The following is a 25,562-nucleotide window of genomic DNA, read 5'->3' as shown; positions in this document are numbered from 1 at the left end:
ACCGGAGATCCATCATGCCGACCAAAAAGAAACCCGTAAAAAAAGTAGTTCGCAAGTCCAAACTCAAAGCAAAAAAAGCGACCAAAAAAACTTTAGCTAAAACATCTGCGCGTCCTGCCAAAAAAACGAAATCCGTAAAACCAAAGCGTAAACCGTCCAAAAAAGTTACGGCGCGTAAGAAGGTTAAACCGGTATCTCGCAAAGTTGTAAAAAAGAAGAGCACAGGGAAGAAATCATCCGTCGCTTCGCTTAAACCCAAATCACCTGTTTTTGTAAATCCTAATATATTCCGTGAATACGACATTCGCGGCATTGTCGCCGATGACTTACAGATCGAAGTCGTTGAATTACTCGGTAAAGCATACGGCACGTATATGGTGGATAAAGGCGCCAAAGTTGTAACCGTCGGACGGGATGTCCGGACTACGTCGCTCGCGCTCAAAAATGCATTGGTCAAAGGTATGATGTCCACCGGACTTGAAGTGATTGACGTCGGTGAAGTGCCCACACCCGTACTTTATTACTCGATTGTTTTTTATAAAACCGACGGCGGCATCATGGTCACCGGCAGCCACAATCCGCGTGAATACAACGGGTTCAAAATGTGCCTCGGCTTGGCCCCTATTTTTGGCACAGAGATTCAGCGCCTCCGCCACATCATTGACGGCAAAGCTTTCGCTACCGGCAACGGCACCTATCATGAAAAAACGATCATTTCGCAATACATTCAGATGATTACCGAAAAAATCCATCTGGATAAGAAATTTAAAATCGTTATTGATGCCGGCAATGGTACGGCTGGCACGATCGCACCCAAAATTTTCCGCAAACTGGGTTGTGAAGTGATCGAATTGTATTGCGAACCGGACGGAACATTCCCCAATCACCTTCCTGATCCCACCAAACTGGAGTATATCAAAGACCTTCAGGATCTCGTGGTCGAACATCAAGCCGATCTTGGCCTTGGATTTGACGGTGATACGGACCGCGTAGGCGCTATTGACGAACTCGGCCGCGTCGTTTGGGCGGACAAGCTGATCGCTTTGCTGGCCCGCGAAATCAATCAGAAAAACCCAGGCCAGAAAATTCTTTTTGATGTCAAATGTTCGCAAGGTTTAATTGAAGATATTCAAACCCATGGTGGTGTTCCGGTAATGTGGAAAACCGGCCATTCGCTGCTTAAAGCTAAGATGAAAGAACTCCATAATCCGCTCGCCGGTGAAATGAGCGGGCATATTTTCTTTGCTGATGACTTTTATGGGTATGATGATGCGATTTATGTGGCCGCACGCCTGGTGCAGATGATAAGCCGTGCACCGCATACTCTATCTGAACTTTCAGATAGTTTTCCAAAATTTTATTCAACGCCTGAAATTCGCGTGGACACCACCGAGGCGGATAAATTTCGCATCGTAGATGAAGTTCGCGATTATTTCCGTAAGAAATATGAAATCATTGACGTAGATGGCGTACGAATTTTATATGGTGACGGTTGGGGTCTTGTGCGTGCATCCAATACACAGCCTGTACTGGTGGTACGATTCGAAGCCAAAACCGAAGCCCGCGTTCATGCCATTATGAATGAGGTGATAACCAAATTACGCGAATATCCGACGGTACAAATCAACGAAGCCGATCTGATCATCGCATGATACGACGTATGTAACCGGAGTACACCGATTGAAAACCGTACAAGGCGTTTATAGAAACGGAAAAGTGGAAGCTTTGGAGGAACTCAAAGCCGACAACAACACGAAATTGCTCATCATCGTGACGGATGAAAAAATCTCCGATGGCGTCGCACCGGAATTGCAAGGTGTTAGCGTATTGGAAAAAATCAGGCGCCGTCAAGCAGCGGATGTCTCTACCGAACAACAAGTCAGTTCACGTGAGAAACTAAAACAGGTCTCGGCCAAAATAGACGGAAAACTGCCCTATGAAAATATCGAAGCGGCATCCCAAAGCCTGAGGAGATACGCCGATGATCATGATTGACAGCGATATCTTTATCATGGATAATTTTTATACCAATGATCCGCGATACGAGACCAATAGTTTATTCCTCCACCGCATTCAGGTCCAAAAAAACTATACTACGATTTTCAATCTGCTCGAAGTATGCAGCTTGATCGCGCCGCACTGTACCGAAAAAGAACTTTTAGGTTTTTATGAAAATTTTGATCGGACGTATAACTTGGAAATTATTCACCCAAGCACTTACGATCTTTCGACCGAATATTTTTTAGACCATTTTTTCGGTGAAATCATGTATATGACCCAAAATACGGGTAATATTCTGGATGCCATGATGTTTACATTGGTGCGTCAGCGTACGATACGTCTTTTTGTTTCATGGAATGCCCCGCGTTATAAAAAAATGTATGCCGGTCGTTTCGGAAAATTGGAGTTTTTGCAACCGGACGAATATATGAAGTTCTACAAAGTCACAGGAAACCGATAGCTTATGTCAACCAAATCGATAGTCGAATGCGTGCCTAATTTCAGCGAAGGCCGCGATACCAAAGTAATACAAACCATTACGGACGCCATTGAAAAAACAAACGGCATCCGCTTGCTTAATGTCGAACCTGATAAAGATTACAATCGCGTGGTCGTAACCTTTGCAGGCGACCCGCAACCCTGTGTGGATGCGGCTCTGGCCGGTATGGCCGCCGCTTGTGAAACGATCGACATGCGTCGGCATAAGGGCGAACACCCGCGCATGGGCGCGACGGATGTGGTGCCTTTTGTTCCGGTCAGTGGTGTTACCATGGATGATTGCGCCGCTCTCGCATATCAATTTGGCGAACGTGCTGCTCGCGATCTTCACGTTCCTATGTATTTGTACGCACATGCCGCACGTCGCCCGGAACGTAAAAAACTACCGGACATCCGCAAAGGTGAATACGAAGGCTTACGCGAAAAATTAACCGATCCGATGTGGGCTCCCGATTACGGCAGTTCAGATTACTCTGAACGCGTAGCCCGTTCCGGAGCTACGGTTACCGGTGCACGATTTTTTCTTGTCGCTTATAATGTCAACGTAGAAACCAAAGATGTCCAGCAAGCTGATGAAATCGCACTGCGTGTGCGTGAAAGCGGGCGCCCCAAAAAGGATGCACAAGGCAATACGGTGAAGGATGAAAAAGGTAAAGTCATTCGCATCCCGGGCTCATTACGCGAAACACAAGCTAAAGGCATATGGATGGAGTCTTTCGGGATCACACAAGTCTCCATGAATTTACTCAATTACCTTATTACCGGAATGCATACGGCCTATGAAGAATGTAAAAAGGAAGCCGCGAACCTTGGTACACGCGTAACCGGGAGTGAAATTGTAGGATTGATACCTAAAGATGCAATTACGATGGCCGGACGATTTTATGCGGATAAATTAAAGTTACAAATCAGCAGCGATGACGATCTCATAGACTGTGCGATCGAACAACTGGGCCTCAACCAACTGGCTCCTTTTGATCCCAAGAAGAAGATCATTGATTTTATGCTGGGGTGATTTTTTTACCGGATAATTTTAGAAACCCGTCTTTGATTACGACTTGATATGCTGTAAGAGGTCGCGTGGCCGGCCCCATAAGTACATGACCCGATGTATCAAATCGTGCGCCATGACAACCGCATTGCACTAATGCTTCTTTAGTGTTCCACCGAACGATACATCCTTGATGTGTACAGTGCGCATAAAGCGCATAGTAACGTTCCAGATCGTTGATCACTAAGATCTTTTCTTCGTTGACCAAGCAAATTTTGCCGCGGCCGATATCTATATCCGAAGCTTTTATCGGTTGACCGTTTTTATCTTTTACATCGCCTTGCAAATCCGGTGTTGATTCATCTTCATTAAGCCAGAACACCAGTCCTCCGATCACCGGTAACGCTACGATCAACCGCATCATATCTTTTACAAATCTTCTGCGACCTTGTGTTGGTTTTCTAAGCATATACGATAAGTTTATCGCCTTTTCTTTCCGATTTGTATTTCAAAATGTCGGTTGTGGAAGGTCCTTTTTGCACTTTTCCGTCCATATCGTAAGTACTACCGTGACAAGGGCATACGAAAAGCGATTTTTCGTTTTTGTATTTTACATTACACTTTTTGTGGCGACAAATGGCAGAAAAAACAACAAACTCATCTTCCTTTTTACGAACAACAATAATATTGTCCGTTTGTGAGCCTATTTCGATATCTTTTATGAGCTTTGACCCGCCGACTTTTTCCAATTCCGGATAGTCCTTGATCAAGATTTCGAATTTTTCGTTTTCGCCCAATAATGCTTTTTTAGCGGTAAATCCCATTCCAAAAATCCCCGCACAAGCAGTTGCCATGCGTAGCAAAAATTGTCTTCGGATCATTTTACTTTCTTTACGTTTTATGATAAAATTCAGATATTGTAATATATAGTTTATCGAAGAGGCCCACAAGTTTTTATGACATTAGATGATTTCGTCACTAAAAAGAAACCACATTGGTACAAGCTTCACGCATTAGTAGATACGTATGAGCGTGACAAAAATTTACCGCATCAGGATTTGACGGAAATGATTCGTCTTTACCGGGCCGCTTGTGCCGATTATGCATTTGCCCGGTTGACGTTTCCATATGAACGCATCGTTGGCGAGTTGCATCAGCTTATCAGCCGCTCTCATAACACGATCTACGGAAGAACCAAAATAACAAGGTTTCACTGGTCATCATATTTTTTAATAGATATTCCGGCCACTATTTTACGTCACCGACGTCTGATCTTTCTTTCAGCTTTGATTTTTGTGCTTGGGGGATTATTTGCGTTTGCCGGTTCTTTTGCTAATAACGACTTGCCGAGGCATTTACTTGGTGATGCCTATGTCAGCAAAACAGAATCCAATATTCGTTCTGACGATCCTTTTGCAATATATAAATCCGAACAAAGTCCCGCGATGTCCGGGTTTTTGATGACAAATAATATAAAAGTGACATTTTTAACATTTGCATTTGGCCTTTTTGCCGGCATCGGCACACTCTATGTTTTATTTCACAACGGACTGATCATCGGCGCATTCTTTTATATATTTTTTAAGCATGGTCTGTTGTTCTCTTCGTTTCTTACGATCATGATGCACGGAACATTGGAATTATTCAGTGTTTTTATTGCCGGCGGGGCCGGTTTGTGTATCGGCCGCGCTTTGGTTTTTCCCGGAAATTTTCCACGCATAACAGCTTTACGCAATGCATCCCGCGAAGCCCTCACGCTGATCATCGGCATTGTTCCTATGCTTATTATTGCAGGTATTATCGAAGGCTTTATTACAAGACTTTCTTTACCGGACGAGATGAAAATTATTTTTATTGGAGCAAATTTAATAGTGTTAGGTTGGTACCTGATGCGATCCAAAGCAATGGATAAAATAAGCTAATTTATACTCTATTGAATCGAATTATTTAAACAAAAAACCTCAGCCATTTTCATAGCTGAGGTCAAAATTAACTTCGGTTTAATCCGAAGAGATTTTCAATATCGATTAATAGCGGTTTGAGCGTGAACGATCGCCAAACGATTTCTTTTCCATCGGTTTAGCAACATTCACAGTCAGATTGCGTTCCATAAACGAATAGTTGTGGAACATTTCGATCGCTTTTGAAGCTTCTTCTTCGGTGGCCATTTCGACGAAACCAAAACCTTTGGAACGACCGGACATTTTGTCCATGATGATCTTAGCAGACGTTACCGAACCGGCTTGTGAAAACAGATCCGTCAATGATTGATCGTCCGCTTTGTACGAAAGATTGCCAACGTAAAGTTTGTTGGAATTCATGATACACTTCCTCTTAAAAATTAGAAAAATATTAATTTACGTTGTCAACCGATCATCCGGATCGCCCAACGCAGCGCCACCGGAATCCAAAAAAAATATAAAAGCCCCAATAACTTTTGAGGTGATTGGGGCTAAAAATAAATCTGGCGACGACCTACTTTCCCGTGCAGTTACCCACATGGTATCATTAGCGCTGGCAGGCTTAACTTCTCTGTTCGGAATGGGAAGAGGTGTGACCCCGCCGCTATAATCACCAGAAATTGTTATCATCAAAAATAAAGACAATGGGATGTATGGAAGCTGAAAAAATGCATAATGTCTTATTAAAATAAAATAAATCAAGCCGCACGACTTATTAGTATCACTCGACTGAACGCATTACTGCGCTTACATCTGTGACCTATCAACCACGTAGTCTCCGTGGAGTCTTTAGGGCCTTGCGGCCGGGATATCTAATCTCAAGGTGGGTTTCGTACTTAGATGCTTTCAGCACTTATCCCGTCCGAACATAGCTACTCTGCCGTGCCTTTGGTAAAACAGCAGATGCACTAGAGGTTCGTCCATTCCGGTCCTCTCGTACTAAGAATAGATCCTTTCAAATATCCTACGCCCACAGCAGATAGGGGCCGAACTGTCTCACGACGTTCTGAACCCAGTTCACTGAACCCAGTTCACGTACCGCTTTAATTGGCGAACAGCCAAACCCTTGGGACCTTCTCCAGCCCCAGGATGCGATGAACCGACATCGAGGTGCCAAACCGGGTCGTCGATGTGGACTCTTGGACCCGATCAGCCTGTTATCCCTAGAGTACCTTTTATCCTTTGAGCGATGGCCATTCCATGCAGAACCACCGGATCACTAAGGCCGACTTTCGTCGCTGTTCGGCGTGTTGGCCTAACAGTCAAGCCAGCTTATGCCTTTGCACTCTTCGCACGGTTACCAAGCGTGCTGAGCTGACCTTTGCAAGCCTCCGTTACCTTTTAGGAGGCGACCGCCCCAGTCAAACTACCCGCCTAGCAATGTCCTTGTTCTGGATTCACAGAACTAAGTTAGAATTTCGATATCATGAGGGTGGTATTTCACATTGCGACTCCACTTGCCCAGGAGCAAGCTTCAAAGTCTCCCACCTATGCTACGCACATAATGTCAAAACACAATGCTAAGGTATAGTAAAGGTTCATAGGGTCTTTCCGTCCCGCTGCGGGGAGCCGGCATCTTCACCGCGTTACACCATTCGTGCAGGTCGGAACTTACCCGACAAGGAATTTCGCTACCTTAGGACCGTTATAGTTACGGCCGCCGTTTACTGGGGCTTCGGTTCAAAGCTTCGCTTGCGCTAACCTCTCTCCTTAACCTTCCAGCACCGGGCAGGTGTCAGAACCTATACGTCGTCTTTACGACTTTGCAGATTCCTGTGTTTTTGGTAAACAGTCGGTAATCCCATTTCACTGCGGCCCCTTGCGGGGCACCCCTTATCCCGAAGTTACGGGGTCAATTTGCCTAGTTCCTTAACAAGCGCTATCTCGAGCACCTTTGGATATTCTCCTCGCCCACCTGTGTCGGTTTACGGTACGGTTACTCTGCATTCTCGCGTAGAAGTTTTTCTCGGCAGCATGATTAGGACGAATTGGCTTGCCGTGAGGCTCGTTTCTTATTCGTGTTTCACTTTAACAACCGCGCGGATTTACCTACGCGATCTCGCTACGCACTTAAACCTGGAAACCAGTCCAGGCTCGTCTTTCACTTCTGCGTCACTCCTTGGCTGATAACGAATACAAAGTAGTACAGGAATATTAACCTGTTTTCCATCAGCTACGCCGCTTGGCCTCGCCTTAGGTACCGACTAACCCCAAGCAGATTAACTTTACTCAGGAAACCTTGGGCTTTCGGTGGAGGAGTTTTTCACTCCTCTTATCGCTACTTATGCCAGCATAATCTCTTCCAGGTCCTCCAGCCGGGCTCGCGCCCGACCTTCAATGGTTACTGGAATGCTCCTCTACCACTTACAGATAAATCTGTAAATCCACGGCTTCTGCGACGGGCTTAGTCCCGTGTATTGTCGGCGCGGAACTGCTTGACTAGTGAGCTATTACGCTATCTTTAGATGATGGCTGCTTCTAAGCAAACATCCTAGTTGTCACTGCGGTTCCACATCCTTTCTCACTTAGCCCATACTTAGGGGCATTAGCCGATGATCTGGGTTCTTCCCCTTTCGCCAACGAAGCTTATCCCTCGCCAGCTGCTTCCCGGAGAACTCGTCAATGGTATTCGGAGTTTGAGAGGGTTTGGTACCGTTGTGACGGCCCTAGCCCTATCAGTGCTCTACCCCCATGACGATGTATTATCCGAGACTATCCCTAAAGATATTTCGAGGAGACCCCTAGCCACAGCTCATCCGAGCAACTTTCAACTTACACCGGTTCGGTCCTCCATAGGGTTTTACCCCTACTTCAACCTGGCCATGGCTAGATCACTGAGGTTTCGCGTCTACCGCACGTTACTAATCGCCCATTTCAGACTTGCTTTCGCTACGGCTACGAAGCTTGATGACTTCTTAACCTTGCAACGTACGAGTAACTCGCTGGCTCATTATGCAAAAGGCACGCCGTCACCACGCCGAAGCGCGGCTCCGACAGCTTGTAAGCATACGGTTTCAGGTTCTATTTCACTCCCTTAGTAAGGGTTCTTTTCACATTTCCCTCGCGGTACTATTTCGCTATCGGTCATCAGAGAGTATTTAGCCTTGGAAGATGGTCCTCCCAGATTCGCACAGGATTTCTCGTGTCCCGCACTACTCAGGATACCCACGTGCGGCGTTCAGTTTAAGTTACAGGGCTATCACCTACTATGGCGTCGCTTTCCAGCGAACTTCACATACTTACTGACCGATCACTACAAGGGTCCTACAACCCCGCGATAGCAAGCTACCACGGTTTGGGCTGTTCTCCGTTCGCTCGTCACTACTAGGAGAATCTCGTTTGATTTATTTTCCACCAGGTACTTAGATATTTCAGTTCCCCGGGTTGGCCTCTTCCTGACTATGAATTCATCAGGAGATAACAGCGGTTCACCGCTGTCGGGTTGTCCCATTCGGAAATCTTCGGTTTAACGGATGTTAACTCCTACCCGAAGCTTATCGCAGTTTGCCACGTCCTTCATCGCCTTCTGATGCCAATGCATCCTCCGTATGCCCTTAAAAGCTTGAAAATTTTATTTTAATAAAACATCAGCTTCCTGCAAATGAGTAGCATTTTCTCGTTGAATGAAACATGTAGTCGTGTTTCATTCATTAATCTTACATACATCACCAATTGTCAAAGAACTTTGGCAGATATCACTGAGATATCTTCACGCTATATTATTATCGCCGAAGCGATATGCGTAATCTGATTAGTGGAGCTAAACGGGCTCGAACCGTTAACCTCCTGCGTGCAAGGCAGGCGCTCTCCCAAATTGAGCTATAGCCCCGATTATTTATAAACGTCGTCCGATAAGTGGGCTTGGGAAGAGTTGAACTTCCGACCTCACGCTTATCAGGCGTGCGCTCTAACCACCTGAGCTACAAGCCCGCGGATAAAACCAAAATTTTTAAAAGAACAAAAATTTAAAAAAAAAGAGAGTATACGCGAAATTCATTTACAAGATAATTTGATCGTTATATTCGGAATTTGTGTAAATTCACTAAAAGCGAATCAACACAGATTCTCCAGAAAGGAGGTGATCCAGCCGCACCTTCCGGTACGGCTACCTTGTTACGACTTAGCCCCAGTCACCGGTCTCACCTTAGGAATGTCCTTATGACACTACTTTGGGTGCTACCGACTCCCATGGCTTGACGGGCGGTGTGTACAAGGCCCGGGAACGTATTCACCGCTGCGTGCTGATCAGCGATTACTAGCAATTCCAGCTTCATGAAGGCGAGTTGCAGCCTTCAATCCGAACTGAGGCAGGTTTTTTGGGATTATCTTCACCTTGCGGTTTCGCCCTCTGTACCTGCCATTGTAGCACGTGTGTAGCCCTGGACGTAAGGGCCATGATGACTTGACGTCATCCCCACCTTCCTCCGATTTATCATCGGCAGTCCCACTAGAGTGCCCAACTGAATGATGGCAACTAATGGTAAGGGTTGCGCTCGTTGCGGGACTTAACCCAACATCTCACGACACGAGCTGACGACAGCCATGCAGCACCTATACTACCGTCCCTTGCGGGAACTCTACTTTCATAGATTTGCAGTAGCATTTCGAGCCCAGGTAAGGTTCTTCGCGTTGCGTCGAATTAAACCACATGCTCCACTGCTTGTGCGGGCCCCCGTCAATTCCTTTGAGTTTCAACCTTGCGGCCGTATTCCCCAGGTGGAGGACTTAATGCGTTAGCTGCGGCACCGACTCTTGCGAGCCAATACCTAGTCCTCATCGTTTAGGGCATGGACTACCAGGGTATCTAATCCTGTTTGCTCCCCATGCTTTCGTTCCTCAGCGTCAGTAACAAGCTAATGAGCCGCCTTCGCTACTGGTGTTCTTCCCAATCTCTACGCATTTCACCGCTACACTGGGAATTCCACTCATCTCTCTTGTACTCAAGAACAACAGTATCAACGGATAGTCGACAGTTAGGCTGTCGGATTTGACCGCTGACTTATCATCCCGCCTACGAACCCTTTACACCCAGTAATTCCGGACAACGCTTGCCACCCCTGTATTACCGCGGCTGCTGGCACAGAGTTAGCCGTGGCTTTCTCTGAGGGTACCGTCACCCCCGGCGTAACCGGAGTTTCTTCCCCTCTAACAGTAGTTTACGTCCCGAAAGACTTCATCCTACACCTTTCGCCCATTGCGCAATATTCCTCACTGCTGCCTCCCGTAGGAGTCTGGGCCGTATCTCAGTCCCAGTGTGGCTGATCATCCTCTCAGACCAGCTACTGATCGTCGCCTTGGTGGGCCTTTACCCCGCCAACTAGCTAATCAGACGCAACCTCTTCCCGAAGCGAGTAAATCTTTAATGATGTTCTCATGCGATAGGCACCACATTATGGAGGATTAGCTAAAGTTTCCCTCAGTTTTCCTCCTCTTCAAGGCAGATTGGTTACGTGTTACTCACCCGTTCGCCACTTTACTCACGATATTGCTACCGCTTTCTCGTTAGACTTGCATGTGTTAAGCACGCCGCCAGCGTTAGTCCTGAGCCAGGATCAAACTCTTCGTTGTCAATATCTTTTTTTGTTATTAACAAAGAAGATGGTTAATCTTGACCAGAATCACTCAATAAATGAATTGATCGACGTATACTCTCATTTTCAAACAACATTGGGCTTCGACTCAAGGTCTCAGCGATATAATTTATAATTCGCTTTCGCGAGCTATAGTCTTGTTTTTTAAGGAACAAACCGCTTTTTCAACTGCGGGACGTAAGTATAAACAAATTTGTTTCTGATTGCAAGTCTTTTTTTACTTTTTAGTAAGTTTTTTTAAAAAACTTACTACCAGAATCAAAAATCTCATTTCTATGAACATTCGGCGAACAATTAACAATTTATCAACACTTGCCGCTTCTTATTTTCGCCATTTCATCAGCGGGTTGCAATGATACAAAAAAAAGTTTCCGATGTCAAGAGGTATTTGAATGATTATGTCGAAATTTATTGAATCTATCACTTATTTTCGAATTGTATAGAAATATGTATTTCTTTGGTAGGTATCCTATACACGATCGGCTTTAGTTAATCTCCTTTATCGTTAGATTTTGTATTTAACATTGACTAGTTTAATAGCTATATTGAAAAACATTTAAGTATACTTTTGTTGGGCACCGCGTAGAATTTGCTCATTTAGGCTTTTCGGATTACAACGTCTATTCTACTTGAATATTAATGACTGACGCTAAAGAAAAGAATCATTTGAGGCAAGGCCATAAGTGTTCAATTTGTAAGCAGCATGAACTTGTTGTGTGAATTATTGGCAACCTAAGCACAATAGGCAATTCGCTATTTTATATTGTACAACATTCTATTGTGGTGTACTTTAATAAATAAAAGAGTCAATGCCGATAGGGATGTCTACTTTACAGTATGAACATCGATTTATATTTTTTCCATTTTAGTAAAACTTTTTTTTTACAATCGAGACACAACAAGTCCTGAAATTATATTATTTTACAGACGGAAAATAGAGATCAATTGAAATTTTAAAAAACACACTGAATCTAATGAAGTTATCTCTTTATAGTAAAAAGTTCGCTGGGGAATTCGCGGATATTCCTCGCAATTTCCACCTGCCAACAAGGATTTTGAGGGTATTTTTTATTGATGTGACGATCTTTTGCTTTATTTTTTGTCTCTTGATTTTTAACAAAGTCTTGGCACAAGATAAAACAAACTTTTCGCAATCCGAATTATTCAATCACATTGACATCAATTTTGGTTTATCACAAAATAGCGTTCAGTGTGCGTTTCAGGATCATTTGGGATTTATTTGGGTAGGCACAGAAGACGGATTAAATCGGTTTGATGGCAATGAATTTAAGGTATATAAGCTTCGAAAGAACTATAACAGTTTATCTGAAAATTTTATTCGGTGCCTATATGAAGATTCCAATGGTAATATATGGATAGGAACCAAAGGCGGCGGACTCAATATGTATGATCGCCGCCAAGATGTTTTTTACAGTTTTACATTTCATACTTCCCCGTCCTATTCGATATCACAAAATGATATACTATCCATAGCAGATGATAACCTGGGAAGCTTATGGATAGGCACTCGCTTAGGACTATTCAAGTTCGATAAACACAAGAGGATCAGCGTGAAAATTGTTTTACCAGGCTTCGAACTTGAGGGCGTCACCGCTTTGCACCACGAATCTCGTTTTTTGTGGATTGGAACAGAAAATAAAGGGGTGTTAAAGTATGAATATGGCACACAAAATTTTTCAAAATTAAAAATGGGCAGAAATGATAAAAATGAAGTTCAAATCAATACTATAACTAAAATCAACTTACGGAATGCAGATAATGTGTTTTTTGTTGGCACCAGAAGTGGATTGTTTGTTGCCGAACAAAATAGTTTGGTTCCCTACCCAAACAACAGTTCAATACTCAATCAATGCGATATTCGTTTTTTATCTAAAATTTCCGATCACTTATGGGTAGGGACGCACGGCGATGGATTGTTTTCGCTAGATTTGACTAATCATACCTACAAAAATTATCATTATGATCGAAAAAACGAATTTTCCTTGTCCAGTGACTTCATTTTTTGTGGTTTCTCTGACAGCCAAGAACATTTATGGATAGGAACGGAGGGTGCCGGTATCAACCGACTAAACAGTCCACTAAATTCATTCAACTACTATTCTCTACGTCAGAGCGATATGGACACTGAATCAAATATCGTATGGGCTATCGAAGAGGATACAGCAAGTGGATTATGGGTCGGAACCCGAGGTGGCAGTTTGGCATTTATAGATTACAAAACAAATAAATTAACACGCTATAGTCTGGCAGATGTTCGATATTCAAACCGATCCATACTATCATTGCAAAAAAAAAACGAGACAGAACTCTGGGTTGGAACAGAAGGAAATGGATTGTATGTTTTTAACATTAAACAACAGGAATTTAAACGTTTTAACTTATTGACCAAATGGAATCCGAACGATCGCATCAACATCATTGATTTACATTATGACAAAGAAGGAAATCTGTGGGTCGCCGTTGAAGGTATTGGATTATTTTGTGTTCATGAAACTACCGGCACAACTACGGTTTTCACTAACAGTGATCTACAAGGAGAATGGGGATTTGATTTGGTCAACTCTATTTATGACGACCGTATGGGCAACTTATGGATTGGAACATGGGGGTATGGCTTACAAATATTCGACCGCCGAACGAAAACTTGGAATCGCTTTATTTATGAAAAAAAACAAATTGGTAGCATAGGAGGTAACAATATCTTCGGAATAACCGAATCGTCAACCGGGGATATATGGGTTGGAACCAGTGGAGGCTTGTGTAAGTTCAATGAACAAGATTCTTCATTCACTGTTTATACTCAGGAGGACGGTCTGGCTAGTAATGTTGTGTATAACATCATTGAAGACGCCGATAGCAATTTATGGATGAGCACTAATAATGGAATTTCAATGTTTGATATGTCCACAAGGCGATTTTTCAATTATGACAAAGGTGACGGATTACAGAGCAATGAGTTTAATAGCGGGGCTTTCTTAAAGTCTCAATCAGGCAAGCTTTTTTTCGGTGGAATAAACGGCATCACTTCCTTTTTCCCAAAGAACATACATAAGAAAGTACCACAACCCAATGTAACCATTACCGACATTAGTGTGAATGGAACTTCCATCGGATACAACAATGCATCTCCACTAAAATTATACTACCAGGACAATACGATTAGTTTTAAGTTTGCGGTTCTTGACTTTGACAATCCAAAGCTAAATCAATATCAGTATGCCCTGGATGGATTCAATGACAGTTGGATACGGGCAACTTCAGGTGAACGTACGGCACATTATGAAAATTTATCGTCTGGAGCATATACTTTTAGGGTTCGTGGCGCTGGACGCGATGGATTATGGGGAAAAGAAGAAAAATTTGATTTTTATATTGACCCTCCATTTTGGCAAACAACATGGTTTTTTTTGGGATGCATCTTCACTGGTGTACTTACCATTGCAGGCATAGTTTTATATAGGATACGATCTTATTTGAGAATGCAGAAATTCCGAGAAACGATTGCACGCGAATTGCATGACCAAACCGGCGCAGGTTTGACGGAAATTGTCATTTTGGCGAATGAGGCCACCCAGAAAAATAGTATCGACGACCCTATGCCAGTATTACAAATACTGCAGACCATATCGCAAAGATCTAATGACTTAATCACTAATTTTAGCGACGTGTTATGGATTGTTAACCCTATAAATGATTCCGCTCAAGCATTGACTATCCGACTCAGCGATTATTACTCGGATATTTTAAGTATTATGAATATTAAATTTCGAATTGAGAATCTGGGCTTTACCGATGAGCTGAATATCTCTATGGAGTCCCGTCGCCAGTTATTTTTAATTTTCAAAGAAGCCATTCACAATTGCATTAAACACAGTCACTGCCGCGAAATGTATCTTTGCATTTCAAAAGTCGGAAACCTCATTAGAATCAAACTTGTTGATGACGGCATCGGCTACGATGAAAAAACTGTTCAAGGTATGGGTATTGGTAACATGAAAAAGAGAGCTGCCAGTATTGGCGGCCAATTGCTTATATACAGTACTGAAAAGACAGGAACAACGGTGGAGTACCGAGGAAAATTGAAATGAGCGAAATTCAAGTCATTATTACTGATGACAATGTGACCGTCCGTCAAGGGTTATCAAGTCTCATTAATGGAACAGACGGATTTCGGTGCATTGGCACTTATGCTGACGCCGAAACCCTTTTGGAAAAATTAAAAAGAACGTTGCCAAATGTAATATTAATGGACATAAAAATGCCGGGCATGTCAGGAATACAAGCTCTTAAACACATTAAGGCGCATTACGCCAATATTAATATCATCATGCTCACAGTATATGACGATAATGAATTAATCTTAGAGGCGTTGCTTAGTGGTGCAGATGGTTACCTGGTGAAGCATACACAACCAATTCGTCTCCTCGAATCTATTCGCGAGGTATGCAGCGGAGGTTCACCTATGAATGCAAACATTGCAAAAAAAATCGTTAGTTTGCTGAAAGCGTTTCACTCTTATAACGTAACTGAAGATCAAAAAATAACGCTTTCTGAACGTGAACGCGACATATTAACTCGCCTATCGAAAGGGTATACACACGAGTCCATTGCCGACGATCTACATATTCACATCAGCACAATTAAATACCATCTCAGAAACATATATACCAAACTGCATGCATCCACTAAATCAGAGGCCATTGCAAAAGCAATTCGCAATCGCATCATCTGATACCTGTCTTTTCGGTTAGTTTCTTCCAAATAAAATCCGGATTAACTCCAACACTGTCCGTTTGGACTATTGTTACGCCATCGACTTGATTGTATTGTAATGGTATGAAAACCCATGTACTTCGTCCCATAAAAAGCAACGACCAATCTGAAGTGTTGCATGCCCCTAAAAGTGAATCCTTGAGGCGGTTGAACCCGTGGCTAGCATTTTTTGCTGAAAAGTTCAAATCCGGCCTTGCGGTAATAGACTTGAATGACAACATATTCTTTGTCAATTCTGCTTTTGAACAGATGTTTAGTTTCTCTCAAAAGGAGGTTTCTGGAAAAAACCTGAACTCATTCTTGCAACCGCCTTACTTGCATGATGAAGCTTTCACTATTTATCAAAAGCTGCTCGACAAACAACAGATAAAACTTCATACAATACGAAAAACAAAAAACAATAAACATATACCAGTCGTAGTTGAAGGTTGGCCATTCATTATAAAAAACACTCATTATGGTTCACTCATGAGTTACAGCTTAGCATACGATTCGCAAGGAACAAACGACGAATTTAATCAACTAATCGAGTTTTCTAATGAACCGATGTGGTTGTGTAACGAGGCCTTGACGATCGAATACGCTAACACTTCTGCCATTAATATTTATGGTCATAAATTACCCAACACCAAGACTTCGTTATTCGATATCGTCCGCGATGCTAATGAAATGTTACCTTCCGCTAGAAAAGCTGCTATAGAAAATGGACAATGGAAAGGACGGCTATCCCTTTATTCTTTAGACGATTATATCCATAGCGAATGGCGACTGATCAAGAAAAATCCTCATCTTTTTGCTATACATCTCGAGAAAACAAAGAATGATTTAAAAGATGAAATCCATCTACTGAGAAACCAACGCATTTATACTCTTGGGGGACTGGCTGGTGGTATCGCTCACGACCTCAACAATATTTTAACTCCTATTTCTATTTCTATTTCTTTGCTCTCCGAAAGACAAAAAGGAGAAGACAGGCGTTATATAGAAATGATCGACAAAAACGTTCAAAGAGCGTCCCATTTAGTCAAACAGATTTTATCGTTTAGCAAGGGTATCAAAGATCAGTTTGAAGTTGTTCAGCCCAATGATTGCGTATTAGAAATGGCAAGAATAATCAATGAAACTTTTCCCAAAAATATTCAACTGGCTATACGTATCCACTTTGATCTTTATCCCGTTTTAGGCAATCAAACTCAAATACATCAAATCTTAATGAATTTATGCGTGAATGCGCGAGACGCCATGCCGGATGGAGGGGTCATGACGATTAGTTCATATAATTGTAGCATCGATACGACGAAAGCACGAAGCCGTCCAGGCGTAAAAGCGGGAACTTATGTGGCTATTTCCGTTGAGGATACAGGCGTCGGCATCAATCCCGATATACGCGCCAGACTATTTAGCCCCTTTTTTTCAACCAAAGAAGAAAAAAAAGGATCTGGCTTAGGCCTTTCAATCGTCCAATCTATTTTAAGAGGACATGGGGGCTTTATTGATGTAGCTAGTAATACCGGTAAAGGTACCGTTTTTACATTTTATCTTCCCGCTTCATCAAAAACGTTGAGATCATCTCCGTCGGATTTAGCCGAACAATCTTTAAACATTTCAAACTCTCTTGTGCCTGATTCCGCAACACAGAATAAGCAAACCCAACCTTTACCGAAGATACTTTTGGTAGATGATGAAGAAAATGTATTAGAGGTGCTCCAAGATATGCTAAATCAAAAAGGATATCCTGTCATATCAACTAGAACTGGAAATGATGGCCTTCAAATAATAAAAGATTCTGGCAAAGACATCTCTTTGATCATTTGTGATTTTCATATGCCTGAAATGGACGGATTAACTTTCATTCAACACGTTAAAAAGTCTCACCCCGAGATAAAAGCCATACTTATCAGTGGCGGTATGGACCCTCAAATTGACTTATGTTACACAAACGGCGGCTTTACATTCCTAGCGAAACCGTTTTCTATTGAAAAACTTGTTTCTACCATTCGAGAAGTTACTCTATGAAAAATGTAATCGGTAGATCTCACAATATTCGTTTTCGAATATACCTATTAATCGGATTTATATGCATTTCTTGGATAGGCTTGTTGATTTTTTTCTCCCCTTACCAAGCTAAACGAATGGCTACCGAAATTGTTTACCGTGACGTCGAGTTTATTGGCAAACTATTGTCCGAGAACCTGTCGGTGGGTACACAAGCAATGATGTTAGATGATGGCGCCTCAATCGATCAATCATTAAATCTTTTATTACGACGCTCTTCAGAAGATGAAATTACGTTACGGTGGGTTCAGATATATGATGAAAACAACCATTTGATACGACATTTAGACAATGAAAAAAGACAAATTATCAGAGATCCGACACCGAATATAAATGGTTCACATATTAAATCCGAAAACACACAAGAATCCTTTCATGAATTCGAAAATGAAATTATCGCATGGTTACCGATGATTGACGTAGAACAACACAAAATCGGCTTGATTGGTATCGCATATTCGAAAGATTACTTAATTGACCGAACGTCACGCAATAGTATTCTGTTCCTTACAATTGGCTTGATAGTTTTATTTGCAATGCTTTGGATGGGTTATTTGCTGAATAAAACGGCATTACAGGTGGAGGTAGCCCAACATTCGCTGATTGAAGAAAAGAAATTGTCCGAAGAGAAATCGGAGCAACTGTCTGAAATGAATAAAACACTGGAAGATAATCTTGAGAAGATAAAAGAGGCTCAAAACCAACTGGTTCAATCAGAAAAGTTATCGGCAATTGGGCAGATGGTTGCAGGCGTTGCGCACGAAATTAATACGCCAAGGGCCACCATAGACCATTATTTGACGGTGGTAGAGAAAAAGATGCGCGTCATAGAAAACAGTGGAAGTATGGAGTCTGTCAAGAACATATCATCTATGATATCTAATGAGATGTTGCCTGCCATGGAACTAGCCAGTACAAGGATCGGAGAAATCGTTGAAGGACTTCTTAATTTCACTAGAAAAGATCAACGCGAGATGAAATTCTCAAATCTTCACAAAATTATCGATTCGGTGCTGATCTTACTACAGAACCAGTTAAAAAGTAAGATTGTTGTCGAAAAGAGATACGGCGACTTGCCTGAAATAGAATGTTTTCCAGGTCAGTTGAGCCAGGTATTCATGAATATCTTAACAAACGCTATTCAGGCCATACCGGAACAAGGATTAATATCGATTTTTACGTCTAGACGAAACGAGTATGTTTTAATAACCATTTCTGACAATGGGCAAGGTATACCCGATGAAGTTAAAAATAAAATTTTTGACCCCTTCTTTACTACGAAACCCGTTGGCAAAGGTACTGGATTGGGCATGTCCATAAGCTACGATATAATGCTCAAACACAACGGCGAAATTTCTTTTAATTCACAATTAGGGGTAGGAACGGAATTTATCATAACTCTCCCGATTTCCCATACAAATCAACATATAAAAGAAAAAGAGGTCTTATGCTAATCGACACCATAATGTGCGTAGACGATGATCCGGAAATCGGCAAATCACTCCGCCTTTTATTTGAAGACGACTTTCATGTCTTGACTTTTACCGAACCAAAGAACGCGATCAAAGAGTTAGAAACGAACAAAAAGGTCTCTGTCATTATCAGTGACCATAGAATGCCTGAGATGAACGGTCTTCAGTTCTTAATGAAAGTTAAAGAACTTTATCCTGAATTCCGCACTTACAATATTATTTATTCCGGATATTCTGAAGTAGAAGCCGAAATGGACAACATGATCAAAGCCAAAGTAATTGATGAGTTTTTGACTAAATCTTGCCCGACCCGACTACTGACTGCGGCCGTTACCAATGGCATAATGAGGGCAAAATCACGATTTGCAAGCTAGTTTTTATGAAAGCTTTCGTCTAAAGACCATATGAAAACCGACTTCTTTCGAATCACAAATAATAATACGCACGGTAGAACTTAATATAACGTCCATGAAAACCTCTTATACTTTTGATATTTTTGTTTTGGTGATTTTACTTGCTGGATTACTATCAGTACATAATCCCGCTCATAGCCAAGATGAAGAGATACCCAACGAGATTCTTGCACCCTTGATCGTTAAGGTATTGCATTATGAACGGCGCCTTTCAATAGATCGTTCCTTAACAATCTTTGTCTTGCTGCAACCCAAGCTTGGAGAGAAACTCAAAGCGTATGAAGGAAAAAAGGTCGGGACTTCAACTATTGTGACCGTAACCTTTGGAACGACATTGCCATTTAATCCTCCGGATGTGATATACATTGGGGATGTACAAGATCCTAAAGCGGTATTTGAATATGCAAATAAGAATAAAATAATGACTATAGCAAAACGGCTTACTATTATTGAGAGCGGGGCATCGTTAGGAATTATACCGGGGAATGACAATAAACCAAAAATCATAGTCAACTTGAACTCATCATCGTTACAGGGAATAACGTGGAATGCGGCAATTTTTAAAGTGGCTCAAGTGATAAAATAAAATAACGTCACCAAACCATTTAAAGGAGAACCCCCGTGAAACACCTCTACTTGATGCTTTTCAGTGCAACCCTGGCGTGGTCGCAAACTGCGGATTATGAAAACATGACGCTTGAGGAACTCTTAAACGTTGACATCGTACAAGTTGCAACTAAAACCGGCGGACTCAATGTACGTGAAACACCTGGAATTATTACTGTGATAACAGAGGATGAAATAACAAGTTCCGGCGCCCGAGATATGGTTGATGTGCTGAGACTAATACCTGGAATGGATTTTCAGGGGGATATTTTGGGTGTTGGGCGCCCTGCAGTGCGTGGATTGTGGGCCCCGGAAGGAAAAATACTATTCTTGTGGGACGGACAGGCTGTGAATGAATTACTTTTTGGCAACTTGGTTTTGCAAAATAGATTTCCTTTGAATCAAATTAGACGTATTGAGATTATTCGCGGGCCCGGGTCTGCTGTCTATGGGGGATTTGCCGAATATGCCGTGATCAACGTGATCACTAAAGGCGCCGAACAGATCAACGGTTTTAATTTGACATCAAATTTGGGCAAATTTAATAAATCGTTTTCAAGGCGTGATGTCAGCGCGGCTTACAGTCACGGTTGGGAAAATGGAGAAATAGTTACATCGGTTTTTTTAGGACAGACACACCCTTCCTATCGAAGATTTACAGATATTTACGGTAATTCCTTTTCTCTTAAAGAGAATACACATGATCCGATGTTCGCAACCATACGTGTAAAACACCATGCGTTTAGCGCACTGTTTATGTATGAAAATTATGTAAATAAGATAAATGACGGCTTTGACGCCAACTTTTCCAAAACAAAAGCACAGACATTTAAGACTATCGCGTCTGATATCAAATATGATTTTCAATTGAATGATAAATGGACTCTTACACCTCATATCAACATTACATGGCAGCGGCCATGGAACATTGCCTACGATTCAGTAGATAGCTACATAACTTATCGCAAGAGAATTTATAGGAACACGGTTGATGTCATATCACAGTATGAATTTACTAAAAATACCGGATTGCTAGTCGGCGTCGAGTACTCAAGCGATGCCGCGTACCATGCTGACGAAATATCCGGACTTTATGGCGACAACTTTAACAAAACTTCTGCCACATTTTATAATATGTCCTCTTTCGCCCAAATAAACTCAGCAATCCCATTTGGTCGCATAACAGTAGGAGCGCGTTTTGAAAGACATAACGTATACGGCACATCGTTTGTACCGCGCGCTGCTTTCAATAAAACCTTCGATAAGTGGCATTTGAAACTATTAGCCAGCCGCGCTTTCCGCTCTCCCGTCGTTGAAAACATACGAAGTGGAAAACAATTTGATATCAAGCCGGAAATAACTACGGTACTTGAAGCAGAATTAGGATGGCAAGTATCCAAAGATATGAATTTGACCGCCAATGTGTATGATATAACGACACATAAACCTATCGTTTATCGCGCCGATTACGACTCTATAAATGATGTAGTAGTTGAAGGTTATCAGAATTTCGGAAAAACCGGGTCTCGCGGGATTGAGATCGAGAATAAATACAGATTAGGCAAAAACAATTTCATTGTAAATTATTCTTTTTACACGACGGCCAATAAGAATTCTATCAATGATTACGAAGTTCCCGGCAAATCGAATTACTATTTAGCTATGGCAAAGCATAAGATTGCAGGAATCATTACTTGGTTCCCAACCGCTAGTTTATCCGTCAGCCCTTCCTTTATTTATCAGAGCACACGCTATGGTTATGACGGCGTAGACCCCAACATTGGAATTAAAGCGTTTGATCCAAGTTATCAGATAAATCTCTATTTGTTGTACCGTCATGTTGTCTCAAAATTAGATGTCGGTGTGGGTATATACAATATTCTTGGAGAACATTACGAATTTCCTCAAGGATATAATGGCGGACACAATCCCGTTTCCGGTTTAGAGAGAGAGTTTTTATTAAGAATTCAATATGCGTTTTAAGAGTGCGTTTGCTTACACAAATAAGCTTAATAGCTCAAGTGTTTAGTTGAAAGTGAAGAATGAAATAATAGACTCAATCGTATGTATTTTTTTTCGCTTGTTATTTCTTGGGAGAACGCAGATCGAAACCCGTCAACTCCTGTATCGGCGCATGGATCGGAAATGGATGGGGCGAATTCAATATACTCTTTTATAGAATATAGAAACTAACAAGGAGTAAACATGCGCTTCAATTTATTCGCTCTGATAATTGTGTTGGTTATAGCGATGTCTTGTGATGAGAATATTCACGAGGATACGGACATTACTGATACAGACAGTACTGGCAATCCTTATAGCGAAGCGGTAGCCTATTACCCATTTCATGGCAATACCGACGATGCATCAGCCAATCAACATATTGGGACTTCCTTTGGTCCGCTATTGACGGCCGGACACAATGATTCAGTCAATGATGCTTATCACTTTGACGGGACGGATGATTTAATAACCGTTCCCGATGACACCGCATTTCATTTCTTAAACGGCATCACCATTACAGCATGGGTTTATGCTGAAGAACAAAAAACACAATACATTCTAACGAAAGGGGGCGGATTGCCGTCACCTTATAAGTTAGCATTATCCGGGACGGGAGACGTGATATTTAGTATTAATAATTCTGAAGTACGCAATACCGGTTATTCTCTAAATCAGTGGATGCATATAGCTGGAAGCTATGATGGGATAACGATGAGATTATATGTTAATGGTGAAGAGGTAGGATCCTTATCAGCCGCGAACGCGCTTGTCATCGACACGTCTCCTTTGTTCATTGGGACGCGGCTTGGTTTGAGCGGTGACAGCTTTAAGGGAAGTATTGATGAAGTGGCTTTGTTTGATATCGGCTTGACTGCTGCTCAGTTAAAATTAATTTATACTAATTAGATTTAGAACATAATTCATGAAAGGTTTGTTTAATCAGTTTGTTTTATTTGCTTGGTTTGCATGCGCCCTTGCGTGTGGTGATAATTTATTAAATGCGCAAGACTCAAAAACCGGAAGGCTGAACATATTCTGTACAGCGCCAGCAGTCTATGGCACTGGGCGTAAGGATAGTGAAATTGCAGAAAAAATTAATTCAAAAATTCAGTATTTTGCTAGTTGTTACGTTAGGAACGTTAGCTCTGGCGAAAAGCAGGATTTTAGAATCCGCATACAATTTGTTGTAAAACCGGCAGGCAACGTTGAAGGTGTGAAGATAGTGTATGAAGGGACTAAGAACATGGAGTTTCTTGAATGTATGAAATACATGTTCCGGCAGCTTCTATTCGCAAGAATTCCTCTAGTCAATGGCGCTTTTGTTGTAAACGGGTTGACTGACCTTAACATTTCTTCAAGTACGGCAGATGATACTCTAATAGTTTTTTCCCTCTCATTTATACAATTTAACCCGTAAATCTGATGTCAAAGTATAAAGGTAACTTCATAGATCCCGGCAACTGTGCCGTCTTTTATTTGATCGGATTCTTTCTACTGGGCATCCAGTCATGTAAAGAAGACGAGCCGAGAGCAAAAAACAAAAAACCCGTTATTTACAGCTTTATAGCTAACCCTGAAAACATAACAAGCGGCGAAAGCGTTACGCTTTCATGGGATGTTACCGGCGCTGAATCAGTTACCATTGACAATGATATCGGAGCCATAACAAGCGTGAGCTATATTGTTACTCCGTTCAATACCACAACCTACCAACTAAAAGCAATCAACAAATATGGAGCAGACTCAGCCTCTGTAACCGTATTTGTGTCTCCCGATCCGAACACATTGATTGTTACAGTAGATGAATCTCATGTCCTGAATCTTAAACCAAGAAAACTCTTAGGTATCAGTTACGATGCACGGAGTAGTTTAGACAATGGAATTGGTTTATCCATAGGTTACCACGATATTGCGACCGGCGCCATGCTTGCCGGACTTCAACCGCTCTGGAACAAACTACCTGTAACGGGAGTTCGCTATCCCGGAAATCCAGTGGTAATGAATTGGAACTGGAAATATACCGTAGGCCCAATCGCCAACAGGCTACCACAACAGCTCGCACCAAATTCTAATAATATACTGGCTTTCGGTTTTGATGAGTTTATGCAAATGGTATTAGCGCGAGGATTGACTGGAGCCGATATTCAAATTATGGTCAACATTTATCCCATTTCCAGCGAAAGTAGCGCCGCACAAAATGCTGCCGATTGGGTTGAGTATTGCAACGCACCGAATGACGGGAACCATCCATGGGCGGCACAGCGCGCAGCTAACGGCCGCGAAGTGCCATACAATGTGCGGACATGGAACATTGGCAATGAGCCTTGGTCTCCCAGTGAGTTTAATTTTGATGCTTCTAAGTACATACCTCTTGCTACTCCGGTTATTGATGCTATGAGACGTATTGATCCTACCATTCAAATCACATTACCGGTTGTGGGCAACCCCAATTCTGCATGGAATACAGCCATACTTAATGCATCAAGTTTTTCAGGAAAATTTTGGGGTATATCTCCTCACTTTTTTTATGACGAAGATCCGGCCACCGGAAATCCCAACATACTTCAAGATGAAACATTACTAAAATCTTGGGAAGCTGTCACGCTAAACAAGGGATTGAAGATTGTTATTGGCGATCATGCCCATGATGCTCCGCAATCTAATCCGGACAAAGGATTTAAATGGGAAGGTGCGCTATCAACCGCCAACTTCCTCACGATGGCAAGTCAGATAACGAATATTGAACGAGCCAACTATTGGATTTATGGAAGCTGGCTTGCACAATGGCATCCTATTAGACGTAATAACGACGGTAGTTTTACCTTTATGGCAGCAGCCCAGGTTTACGAAGAATTCTTTCCCATCATGCATGATAAATCTGTTCTAACATCCATAAAAATGATTGACGGTGGTATGGACTCTTTCGTTAGGGCGTCAGCTTTTCAAACTAATGATGGTAAACATCTCTCCATAATAGTGGTGAATATTGATCTGTCAAAAACCAAGAAACTGGCGCTGCCCGTTGTTTCGGGTTACTCCATCGCCAAAGCATCATCATTGACTGGCGCATTAACGGATGACAATTTAACCAAAAGCATAGTTACGTTACAATCTGATAATACGTACTTGTTGGGAAAATCCTGTGTGTTAATTTTAGAATACCTTAAGGAATAAGC

18 protein-coding genes, 2 tRNA genes and 3 rRNA genes are annotated in these 25,562 nt (G+C 42.1%); 15 read left to right on the top strand and 8 right to left on the bottom strand.

Annotation, left to right across the window (positions count from 1 at the left end; all coding sequences use genetic code 11):
* Positions 1-14: 14 nt before the first annotated feature.
* Genes HUU58_09965 through ftcD form a run of 4 tightly spaced genes read left to right on the top strand, consistent with a single transcriptional unit; the run spans position 15 to position 3,514 of the window.
* Positions 15-1,652 carry a phosphomannomutase/phosphoglucomutase gene (locus tag HUU58_09965; GenBank protein ID NUN45995.1) on the top strand — a complete coding sequence of 546 codons (1,638 nt, stop codon included), beginning with the start codon at positions 15-17 and terminating at the stop codon, positions 1,650-1,652.
* Between the two features lie 28 nt (positions 1,653-1,680).
* On the top strand, positions 1,681-1,995 hold the full coding sequence (locus tag HUU58_09960; GenBank protein ID NUN45994.1) for a hypothetical protein: 315 nt from the start codon (positions 1,681-1,683) through the stop codon (positions 1,993-1,995).
* On the top strand, positions 1,982-2,461 hold the full coding sequence (locus HUU58_09955; protein NUN45993.1) for a hypothetical protein: 480 nt from the start codon (positions 1,982-1,984) through the stop codon (positions 2,459-2,461). Before HUU58_09960 ends, HUU58_09955 begins: the two co-directional genes overlap by 14 nt.
* A 3-nt stretch (positions 2,462-2,464) precedes the next feature.
* The gene (gene ftcD / locus HUU58_09950; GenBank protein ID NUN45992.1) at positions 2,465-3,514 is read left to right on the top strand and encodes a glutamate formimidoyltransferase; all 1,050 of its coding nucleotides are present in this window, start codon (positions 2,465-2,467) and stop codon (positions 3,512-3,514) included.
* Here the strand turns inward: ftcD and HUU58_09945 are convergent.
* Both HUU58_09945 and HUU58_09940 read right to left on the bottom strand, forming a co-directional pair.
* Entirely contained in the window at positions 3,501-3,914 is a 414-nt protein-coding gene (locus HUU58_09945; GenBank protein ID NUN45991.1) for a Rieske (2Fe-2S) protein, read from the bottom strand. The genes ftcD and HUU58_09945 overlap by 14 nt on opposite strands.
* 37 nt (positions 3,915-3,951) lie before the next feature.
* A complete protein-coding gene (locus HUU58_09940) occupies positions 3,952-4,371 on the bottom strand; it encodes a ubiquinol-cytochrome c reductase iron-sulfur subunit (GenBank protein NUN45990.1) in 420 nt (139 codons plus the stop codon).
* Between the two features lie 75 nt (positions 4,372-4,446).
* On the opposite strand from HUU58_09940, the gene HUU58_09935 reads away from it, so the two are divergent.
* Entirely contained in the window at positions 4,447-5,412 is a 966-nt protein-coding gene (locus tag HUU58_09935) for a stage II sporulation protein M (GenBank protein ID NUN45989.1), read from the top strand.
* 105 nt (positions 5,413-5,517) lie between these two features.
* Here HUU58_09935 and HUU58_09930 read toward each other — a convergent pair whose 3' ends face one another.
* The 6 genes from HUU58_09930 to HUU58_09905 all read right to left on the bottom strand — a co-directional run bounded on the left by HUU58_09930 (position 5,518) and on the right by HUU58_09905 (position 11,013).
* Positions 5,518-5,811: an RNA-binding protein gene (locus HUU58_09930; protein NUN45988.1), complete on the bottom strand. Its 294-nt coding sequence runs from the start codon at positions 5,809-5,811 to the stop codon at positions 5,518-5,520.
* A 141-nt stretch (positions 5,812-5,952) separates the two neighbouring features.
* A 5S ribosomal RNA gene (gene rrf, locus HUU58_09925) occupies positions 5,953-6,069 on the bottom strand.
* A gap of 76 nt (positions 6,070-6,145) precedes the next feature.
* A 23S ribosomal RNA gene (locus HUU58_09920) occupies positions 6,146-9,017 on the bottom strand.
* Positions 9,018-9,206: 189 nt separating this feature from the next.
* Positions 9,207-9,280: transfer RNA gene (locus tag HUU58_09915), tRNA-Ala, on the bottom strand.
* Positions 9,281-9,307: 27 nt separating this feature from the next.
* Positions 9,308-9,381, bottom strand: a tRNA-Ile gene (locus HUU58_09910).
* 139 nt (positions 9,382-9,520) lie between these two features.
* Positions 9,521-11,013 (bottom strand): 16S ribosomal RNA (locus tag HUU58_09905).
* The 16S, 23S and 5S rRNA genes sit together here with 2 tRNA genes alongside, the layout of an rRNA operon.
* Before the next feature lie 1,003 nt (positions 11,014-12,016).
* Between HUU58_09905 and HUU58_09900 the strand changes: the two genes are divergently transcribed.
* From HUU58_09900 to HUU58_09855, 10 genes are all read left to right on the top strand, one after another.
* The gene (locus HUU58_09900) at positions 12,017-15,151 is read left to right on the top strand and encodes a hypothetical protein (protein ID NUN45987.1); all 3,135 of its coding nucleotides are present in this window, start codon (positions 12,017-12,019) and stop codon (positions 15,149-15,151) included.
* Positions 15,148-15,795: a response regulator transcription factor gene (locus HUU58_09895; protein ID NUN45986.1), complete on the top strand. Its 648-nt coding sequence runs from the start codon at positions 15,148-15,150 to the stop codon at positions 15,793-15,795. The genes HUU58_09900 and HUU58_09895 overlap by 4 nt, the downstream gene beginning before the upstream one ends.
* A 104-nt stretch (positions 15,796-15,899) precedes the next feature.
* Positions 15,900-17,852 (top strand): response regulator, encoded by a 1,953-nt coding sequence (locus HUU58_09890; GenBank protein ID NUN45985.1) that lies wholly within the window; start codon positions 15,900-15,902, stop codon positions 17,850-17,852.
* Complete coding sequence (locus HUU58_09885) at positions 17,849-19,345, top strand: hypothetical protein (GenBank protein NUN45984.1); 1,497 nt, start codon at positions 17,849-17,851, stop codon at positions 19,343-19,345. The genes HUU58_09890 and HUU58_09885 overlap by 4 nt, the downstream gene beginning before the upstream one ends.
* The gene (locus tag HUU58_09880) at positions 19,339-19,737 is read left to right on the top strand and encodes a response regulator (protein NUN45983.1); all 399 of its coding nucleotides are present in this window, start codon (positions 19,339-19,341) and stop codon (positions 19,735-19,737) included. The genes HUU58_09885 and HUU58_09880 overlap by 7 nt, the downstream gene beginning before the upstream one ends.
* A 94-nt stretch (positions 19,738-19,831) precedes the next feature.
* Complete coding sequence (locus HUU58_09875; protein ID NUN45982.1) at positions 19,832-20,362, top strand: YfiR family protein; 531 nt, start codon at positions 19,832-19,834, stop codon at positions 20,360-20,362.
* Positions 20,363-20,397: 35 nt separating this feature from the next.
* Entirely contained in the window at positions 20,398-22,365 is a 1,968-nt protein-coding gene (locus HUU58_09870; GenBank protein ID NUN45981.1) for a TonB-dependent receptor, read from the top strand.
* A 222-nt stretch (positions 22,366-22,587) separates the two neighbouring features.
* A complete protein-coding gene (locus HUU58_09865) occupies positions 22,588-23,292 on the top strand; it encodes a LamG domain-containing protein (protein ID NUN45980.1) in 705 nt (234 codons plus the stop codon).
* A 16-nt stretch (positions 23,293-23,308) separates the two neighbouring features.
* On the top strand, positions 23,309-23,803 hold the full coding sequence (locus HUU58_09860; protein ID NUN45979.1) for a hypothetical protein: 495 nt from the start codon (positions 23,309-23,311) through the stop codon (positions 23,801-23,803).
* A 5-nt stretch (positions 23,804-23,808) separates the two neighbouring features.
* Complete coding sequence (locus HUU58_09855) at positions 23,809-25,560, top strand: hypothetical protein (GenBank protein NUN45978.1); 1,752 nt, start codon at positions 23,809-23,811, stop codon at positions 25,558-25,560.
* Positions 25,561-25,562: the final 2 nt, after the last annotated feature.

The sequence above is a fragment of the bacterium genome (assembly GCA_013360215.1).
In the GTDB taxonomy this organism is placed as follows: Bacteria; CLD3; CLD3; order SB21; family SB21; genus JABWCP01.
The sequence above is the reverse complement of the archived record's forward strand: the minus strand, read 5'-3'. Positions and strand labels throughout refer to the sequence as shown.

What these genes read in the sequence shown, in the direction of transcription:
- HUU58_09945 (NUN45991.1), bottom strand. Translation starts at nt 3,914, where the DNA reads ATGATGCGGTTGATCGTAGCGTTACCGGTGATCGGAGGACTGGTGTTC.
- HUU58_09860 (NUN45979.1), top strand. Translation starts at nt 23,309, where the DNA reads ATGAAAGGTTTGTTTAATCAGTTTGTTTTATTTGCTTGGTTTGCATGC.
- HUU58_09930 (NUN45988.1), bottom strand. Translation starts at nt 5,811, where the DNA reads ATGAATTCCAACAAACTTTACGTTGGCAATCTTTCGTACAAAGCGGAC.
- HUU58_09865 (NUN45980.1), top strand. Translation starts at nt 22,588, where the DNA reads ATGCGCTTCAATTTATTCGCTCTGATAATTGTGTTGGTTATAGCGATG.
- HUU58_09955 (NUN45993.1), top strand. Translation starts at nt 1,982, where the DNA reads ATGATCATGATTGACAGCGATATCTTTATCATGGATAATTTTTATACC.
- HUU58_09890 (NUN45985.1), top strand. Translation starts at nt 15,900, where the DNA reads ATGAAAACCCATGTACTTCGTCCCATAAAAAGCAACGACCAATCTGAA.
- HUU58_09900 (NUN45987.1), top strand. Translation starts at nt 12,017, where the DNA reads ATGAAGTTATCTCTTTATAGTAAAAAGTTCGCTGGGGAATTCGCGGAT.
- HUU58_09855 (NUN45978.1), top strand. Translation starts at nt 23,809, where the DNA reads ATGTCAAAGTATAAAGGTAACTTCATAGATCCCGGCAACTGTGCCGTC.
- HUU58_09965 (NUN45995.1), top strand. Translation starts at nt 15, where the DNA reads ATGCCGACCAAAAAGAAACCCGTAAAAAAAGTAGTTCGCAAGTCCAAA.
- HUU58_09895 (NUN45986.1), top strand. Translation starts at nt 15,148, where the DNA reads ATGAGCGAAATTCAAGTCATTATTACTGATGACAATGTGACCGTCCGT.
- HUU58_09940 (NUN45990.1), bottom strand. Translation starts at nt 4,371, where the DNA reads ATGATCCGAAGACAATTTTTGCTACGCATGGCAACTGCTTGTGCGGGG.
- HUU58_09875 (NUN45982.1), top strand. Translation starts at nt 19,832, where the DNA reads ATGAAAACCTCTTATACTTTTGATATTTTTGTTTTGGTGATTTTACTT.
- HUU58_09885 (NUN45984.1), top strand. Translation starts at nt 17,849, where the DNA reads ATGAAAAATGTAATCGGTAGATCTCACAATATTCGTTTTCGAATATAC.
- ftcD (NUN45992.1), top strand. Translation starts at nt 2,465, where the DNA reads ATGTCAACCAAATCGATAGTCGAATGCGTGCCTAATTTCAGCGAAGGC.
- HUU58_09880 (NUN45983.1), top strand. Translation starts at nt 19,339, where the DNA reads ATGCTAATCGACACCATAATGTGCGTAGACGATGATCCGGAAATCGGC.
- HUU58_09935 (NUN45989.1), top strand. Translation starts at nt 4,447, where the DNA reads ATGACATTAGATGATTTCGTCACTAAAAAGAAACCACATTGGTACAAG.